This is a genomic window from Stenotrophomonas capsici (assembly GCF_034961085.1).
Lineage (GTDB): Bacteria > Pseudomonadota > Gammaproteobacteria > Xanthomonadales > Xanthomonadaceae > Stenotrophomonas > Stenotrophomonas capsici.
On record NZ_JAYFUH010000182.1, the window covers coordinates 1 to 6,749 of the forward strand.

General features: G+C 66.3%; 4 protein-coding genes. All 4 read right to left on the reverse strand.

Annotated features, from left to right (window positions below):
• On the reverse strand, nucleotides 1-1,731 hold a 1,731-nt coding region (locus tag VA603_RS10945; RefSeq protein ID WP_323438843.1), incomplete at its 3' end, for a DUF7507 domain-containing protein.
• A 617-nt stretch (nucleotides 1,732-2,348) separates the two neighbouring features.
• The gene (locus VA603_RS10950) at nucleotides 2,349-2,912 is read right to left on the reverse strand and encodes a flavin reductase family protein (RefSeq protein ID WP_132862593.1); all 564 of its coding nucleotides are present in this window, start codon (nucleotides 2,910-2,912) and stop codon (nucleotides 2,349-2,351) included.
• Between the two features lie 95 nt (nucleotides 2,913-3,007).
• Complete coding sequence (locus VA603_RS10955) at nucleotides 3,008-4,603, reverse strand: alkaline phosphatase D family protein (protein WP_323438844.1); 1,596 nt, start codon at nucleotides 4,601-4,603, stop codon at nucleotides 3,008-3,010.
• Between the two features lie 11 nt (nucleotides 4,604-4,614).
• A partial coding sequence (locus tag VA603_RS10960; protein WP_323438845.1) for a TonB-dependent receptor domain-containing protein occupies nucleotides 4,615-6,749 on the reverse strand: 2,135 nt, incomplete at its 5' end.

Here is a 6,749-nt window from a genome sequence, read left to right on the forward strand (position 1 = left end):
CGGCGTGGTCACCGTCGGCGCACAATCCGCCGCCACGGCACAGGCACCGGGCGTATCGGTGGTGATCGCGGCGGTGTTGATGACCTTGCCCGCATCGGCATCGGCCTGCAGCACGGTGTACGAACCGGTCAGGGTGCAGCTCGCGCCCGGTGCCAGCGTCGCGCAGGAGGTGCTCGACGGCGTCAGCCGGGTGTCGCTGACCACCACGTTGGTCAGCGTGGCGTTGCCGCTGTTGGTGGCCACCACCGAATAGCTGATCGCATCGCCCAGGCCATACGGACCGGTCGAGGTGACCGTCTTGGTCGAGGTCAACTTCGGCGTCTGCGTGATCGGCGTGGTCACCGTCGGCGCACAATCCGCCGCCACGGCACAGGCACCGGGCGTATCGGTGGTGATCGCGGCGGTGTTGATGACCTTGCCCGCATCGGCATCGGCCTGCAGCACGGTGTACGAACCGGTCAGGGTGCAGCTCGCGCCCGGTGCCAGCGTCGCGCAGGAGGTGCTCGACGGCGTCAGCCGGGTGTCGCTGACCACCACGTTGGTCAGCGTGGCGTTGCCGCTGTTGGTCGCGACCACCGAATAGCTGATCACATCACCCACGCCATACGGGCCGGTCGAGGTCACCGTCTTGGTTGAGGTCAGCTTCGGATTCGGAATGTCGACGATGGCGGTGCCTTGGCAGCGCTCGTCCGACGGACAACTCGCATCACCGCCGCCGGTCACATTCGCCACGTTGGTCACACGGGAGGCCGCCGCAGCGGTGGGCGTCACCGGGATGACAAAACTCACCGCATTGCCGGCGCCGATCGCCATGCCTGCGGCAACCGTACACGTCACCGTCTGCCCGCTGGCAACGCAGCCCGGCGGCAGGGTGCCGATACTGAGGCCCGCAGGCACCGAATCGGTGATGACCGCCGGCGCCGTGGTCGCGCCGCTGCCGACGTTGGTCAACGTCAACGTGTAGCTGGCCGGTGTTCCAATCGCGAAGGTGGTGGAACTGGCGGACTTTTCCAGGCTCAGTTGCGGCGAGGTGATGATCGTCGTCACCGCGCTGCTGTTGTTGCCCGGGGTCGGGTCGGAGGTGCCGGCCGGCGCGGTGACCGTGCCGGTGTTGACCACGCCCACGCCGGACGTCCCGGTCGTCGCGGTGGCCTGCAGGATCACCGTGCAGGTCGCATCCTTGGCACCGGTGAAGGTGCCGCTGACCGTGTTGGCCGATGCGCCGGCCGAACACGCGGCCGCCGGGGCGGCACTCAGCACGCTCACCGAGGTGAAGTTGCCCGGCACCACGTCGGCGAAACTCGCCGACGTCACCGCGCTCGGCCCGATGTTGCGGATTTCCAGGCGGAAGCGGACCACCGCGCCCTGGTTCACCGTCGCCGTGCTGGAAACGAACGTCGCACCGCCATCGGTGCTCTGGGTCTTGATGATGGACAGGTCCGACTCGCGCGTGAGCGGATCGGTATCGGCGGCCGTGCACACGCCGTTGCTGAAGGCCACGGAGTTGGCCGGCGTCGATTGCCCGGCGAGCGTGGTGCAGGTGGTGCCGACGTTGGTCACGCCACTGGGCGGGGCCACCGTGGCTTCATTGCGGACGTTCTGCGCGTGGACTCCCAGGGGAGCGAGCAACAGCCCGACGAGTGCGAACACCCCCGGACGCATGACGCGACCGATGCTGGAAACAACTGGCTTGGCAAACACACGCAGCTCCAATGGGCCCGCCAGGCCCATGCATTAAACGCGCTCCCCCCGTGCACGCTGGAGCGACGATCCGAAAGCAGAAAAAGCCCCACTTCCCCCGACGCGGCGTTGCCCGACCCATGCCTGACGACTCCCCTGGCACGGATCCGGGGCGGCGCAAGCCTTTGCGCCGCAATCACATCCGAATATCAGATGCAATGTCTTGAAACGCTACGCGTCACAATTTATGACAAACCTACGTCACAGTTTCGAACGAAATATTAGCGAAGCCCCCTCATCGCCAGATGAAGGAAATTTCACGACGTAGCGGGAACGCGGCTTTTTCCGGGCTGGAGCGCCCTGTGCGCTGCGGTGGCGATGCCCACACCGGCAGCTTTTTCCTTGTGCTGGCGCTGTTTCGAGTGTCTTGGCGCCCAGCGGAGGCGCATGCTGCCGTCAGCGGTGTGGTCGCGCCGTGATCAGCCGGCGCCCGGCGCCGGCGCTGCACCGGATGTCGCGGCGGACAGTCGAACGCCTGGATGCAGCCGGCCGCGGTTGCCCGGGACCGGCCGGATGCGCAGCAACCCTGTGCAGCACGGCCGGGCCGCCCATCCAAGTCATTGATTCGAAACATGAAGTTACCGGGACAGGGACTACCCGGGCGCGCATCACGGCAGCATGTCAGGCCTGAACATCGCGCGCCGGCTGATGACCTTGCCGGCCACCATGAATGCGCCGTCGCCGGTGTAATGCAGCGTCCGCGGATGGCGCGGGGAAGGCGCCACATGCGCCTTGACGACTTCGAAGATGAAGAAGTTGTAGCGCTCCACCAGCGCGTCATCGCGCAGCCGGCACTCGAAGTGCGCGTGGCATGCCGCGACCAGCGGAGCGCGAACGATGCTGGCCTGCGCCGTCGCCAGGCCATACGCGGCGAACTTGTCGACCTGCGCGCCGCTGCTGTTGCCCACGCGTACCACGCTGTCCACCAACGCCTCGGTCGGCACATTGATCACGCACTCGCGGCTGCGGCGGATCATCTCGAAACTGTGGTTGCCGCGGGAGATCATCAACCCGACCAGTGAAGGCGAGAACTCCAGCACCGTATGCCAACCCAGCGTCATGACGTTGGAACGCCCCTGCCAGTGCGAGGAGACCAGCACGATGGGGCCGGGCTCCAGGTAGCGGCGCACGTTCTGGACCGGGAAATCCTGCTTCTGGCGAGGCGATGGCATCAGCGCGCTCCTGTGGTGGCCCCATCATGCCGCCACGCACGCCGCCCTGCCAACGCACCGACCGCCGTCGACACGCGACGGCCGGGCGCGAACGATCAGGCGGGCTGCAGGCCCGGACGGCCGTGGGCGATGGCATAGCGTCGCCAGCTTTCCAGCTTGCCGCCGGGCTGCATCACCTGGTCCAGCGTCTTCATGTCGCCGATCCAATGGTCACGGGTGACATCACACAGCACGTAGCCGCGTTTGTCGGTGGTCGCCTTCAGGTGTGGGCTGTGCTGCAGCAGGTTGCGCGCCAGTGCATCCTCGCCCTGGCCGTCGCCACCGGAGGTGATCGAGGTGGCCAGGAACTCGCTGGAGATCACCCCGCTGTCGGCGTTGTCCTGCACCAGGTCGCTGGCGTAGTGGCGGTGCGCATCGCCACAGGCGGTGACGACATTGCCGAACCCCACCCGCTGGATGTGATCAAGCAGGCGCCGGCGGCTGTCCAGGTAGCCGGACCACTGGTCGTCGGAAGACACCAGCACCCCGTCCTTCTCGCGCAGGTAGTTGCCCAGCGACACCTGGTGGGCAATCGTGTGCCAACGCGGCGTGGCGTCGGACAGGCCATCGAACAGCCAGCGTTCCTGCGCCGCGCCCACGATGCTGCGTTCCGATGATTCCACCAGGGCACGCTGCGTCATGTCGACCTGGCGGCTGCGGTACTGGCGGGTATCGAGCAGGTGCAGGTCCATCAGCGTGCCGTAGCGTGCGCGCCGGTACATCTGCATGTGGCCATCCCGCGGGAAGGCACTGCGTCGCAGCGGCATGTTCTCGTAATAGGCCTGGAAGGCCTGTGCACGGCGCAGCAGGAACAGTTCGCCTGGCGTTCCGTCCTGATCCTCCGCGCCGGCCCAGTTGTTGTCCACCTCGTGGTCATCGAAGGTGACGAACCACGGCGCGGCCGCATGCGCCGCCTGCAGGTCGGCATCGCTGTGGTATTGCGCGTAGCGGCGCCGGTAATCATCCAGCGTGTAGGTCTGCGGGCCCACGTGGTTGCGCAGGTTGGTGAATGGCTGCCCGTTCATGCGGCGCACGCCGGGCTGGCTCTCGCCTTCGTAGATGTAGTCGCCGTAGTGGAAGACGAAGTCCAGCGGCTCCTCGGCGATGCAGCGCCAGGCGGTGTAGTGGCCCTCTTCGTAGTGCTGGCAACCGGCCACCGCGAAGCGGACCCGGTCCACCTCGGCCGTGGGTGACGGCAGCGTGCGGGTGCAGCCGGTCGCACTGGCGTGGCCCGCAATACTGAAGCGGTACCAGTACGGCCGTCCCGGCGCGAGCCCTTCCAGCTCCACGTGCACCGAATGGCCCAGTTCCGGATGCGCCAGCGCCGAACCGCTGCGCAGCACCCGGCGCATGCCCGCGTCATCGGCCAGCTGCCAGTCCACGATCAACGGCCGCGCCGGCATGCCCCCGCCGTACTGCAGCGGCTCGGTGGCCAGCCGCGTCCACAGCACCATGCCATCCGGCGCGGGGTCGCCCGAAGCCACGCCCAGGGTGAACGGCGTGCCGGCAAAGCGTGGCGTGGCCAGCAGGTTGCGCGGGTTCAAGGCCTTGGCATCCAGCTCGGCGGCCAGGGCGGCGGCGGTACCCATCCATGCGCCGGCCGTGGCCAGCCCGGACAGCGCCAGGAAGCGCCTGCGGTTGATCTTGTCCATGGCGTGCCTGCTCAGTTGTAGATGATGTGGAAGTAGTAGAAGCGGCCGTAGTCGTCGATCTCGGTACGGAAGCGCCCGTCCGGCCCGGTGCTGTAGGTCGGCTGCGTGTTGAACAGGTTCTTGGCTTCGTACTTGAGCGTGAAGTGCTTGCTGACCTTGTGGCTGAAGGCCAGGTTGAAGGTCATGTACGGGTCGTAGTACGAGTCCAGCCACTGCGTGTCACCGAAGTCCACCAGCATGCGCGTGCGGTAGGTGCCGGAGACGCGCAGCTGCGCCTTCTGCCAGGGCATGCGCCAGATCACCGAACCATTGAGCGACCAGTCCGGCTGGTACAGCAGGCGGTCCAGGCGGCGTTCGGTGCCGTCGCTGATCTTGTAGTCGGTCTGCCCGTCCAGGCGGGTGGCATTGAAGAACATGTCCAAGCGCTGGCGGCCCCAGCGCAGGTTGCGGTTGGCCACGGCGAACTCCACGCCGCGCAGCTTCGATTCGTCGGTGTTCATCGGCTGGGTCACCCGGTAGGTGATGTCACCGATGTCCTGGAAGGTGGTCAGGGTGTAGATGTCGTCCTTGATCACCTTGTCGAACAACGCCACCGAGACGATGCCGTTGTTGCCGTTGAAGTACATGTCCCAGGCCAGGTCGATGTTGGTGGCCCGGCGCGGGTCCAGCCCGGCATTGCCCTGCTTGATGGTGCAGAAGCCACGCCCGTCCTGGTCGTCGCTGCAGCTGCTGCTGGTGGCCTGGGCGATGTTGCTCGGCGTGGGCCGGCCCAGCGTCTGGCTGGCCGAGAAGCGCAGGCGCTGGTCCTCGCCCAGGCTGAAGGTGGCGTTGAGCGACGGCAGCAGGTTGCTGTAGCCGCCGCTGCTCCTGCGGAAATCCGCGGTGTACGTAGTGCCGCCGTTGGCGCTGTACGGGCTGTAGGCGTCGAACGAGGTGTCGTCGTAGCGCAGGCCGCCGATCAGCAGCAGCCGGTCCCAGGCGTAATGCGCCGAGACATAGGCATTGGCGATGTCCTCCACGTACTTGTAGTCACTGGTGAAGTCGGCGTTCGGGTAGGCCGCGTCGTTGTTGCCCAGCGTCGGCAGCAGTTCCTCGGTCCACTTGGGGTTGTCGATCAACGGGAAGCCCGGCACCGTGCCCAACAGCGTCGCGCCCGGGTACAGGTAGTCGTTGAGCGTGGCGCTGGTCTTGTAGTAGTCGAAGTCGATGTCCTGCCAGATGTTCAGGTGCCGGTACTCGGCGCCGGCGGCCAGCCCGAAGCCACGCGCATCGGCACCGATGTTGTGGGTGAAGTCGACGCGCAGGTTGTCGATCGTCTCCTTGGCATCGCGCGGCGAGATGTACGCCTGTGCCGGGTTGAGCTTGAACGCCGAGCTGGTCAGCAGGCTGGGGTCGGACACGCCCACTGCATTGGGGAAGCCATGCTTGTCGTTGGCATAGTCCACGAACAGGTTGCTGGGATAGGCACGCACACCCCAGTACGTCTGGGTGTTGTTGAAGGTTTCCTCGGTGTGGCCGCCGCGCAGGGTCAGCCGGGTGTCCTGGCCCATGTCCCAGCTGAAGTTGGCGATCGCACCACGGTTGCTGCGGTCCCAGCGGTCGTGCCGGTTCTTGATGTAGATGCTGTTGATCTGCGTGGTGCCGCCCTCGGCGGTCTGGTCCCGGATCGGGAACTTGGCGTTGGAGTACAGGTCGGTCTTGTTCATCGTCGAGTTCTCGTAGAACCGGTACGAGTACAGCAGCAACGAGGCGTAGAACGGGTCCTGCGAGGGCTTCCACTCCAGCTTGGCCGAGCCACCGAAGTTGGTGATGAAGTTCGTGTAGGTGCCGGTGCTGAAGTTGCCGGGCGCGCGCAACCCGTTCCAACCCTTGAGTTCGGTCGGGTCGGTGCTGCCGTCGGTCAGGTACTTGCCCGCGTCGTTGAAGTAGTAGTTCGACTCCACCCAGCGCTTGGTGCTGTTGCGCGAGCGCTGCTCGGAGCGTGCCACCGCGACGATGCCGAACTGGTCATCGGCGCCGAACTGGTCGGAGAACACCAGCTTGGCGCTCTTGCCGAAGTGGCCGAGCGTCTTGTGGTCACCGCCGGCACTGCGGTCGACATTGGTCTGGGCGGTGGAGTAGATGCCGGCAACGTCGGCGAACACAT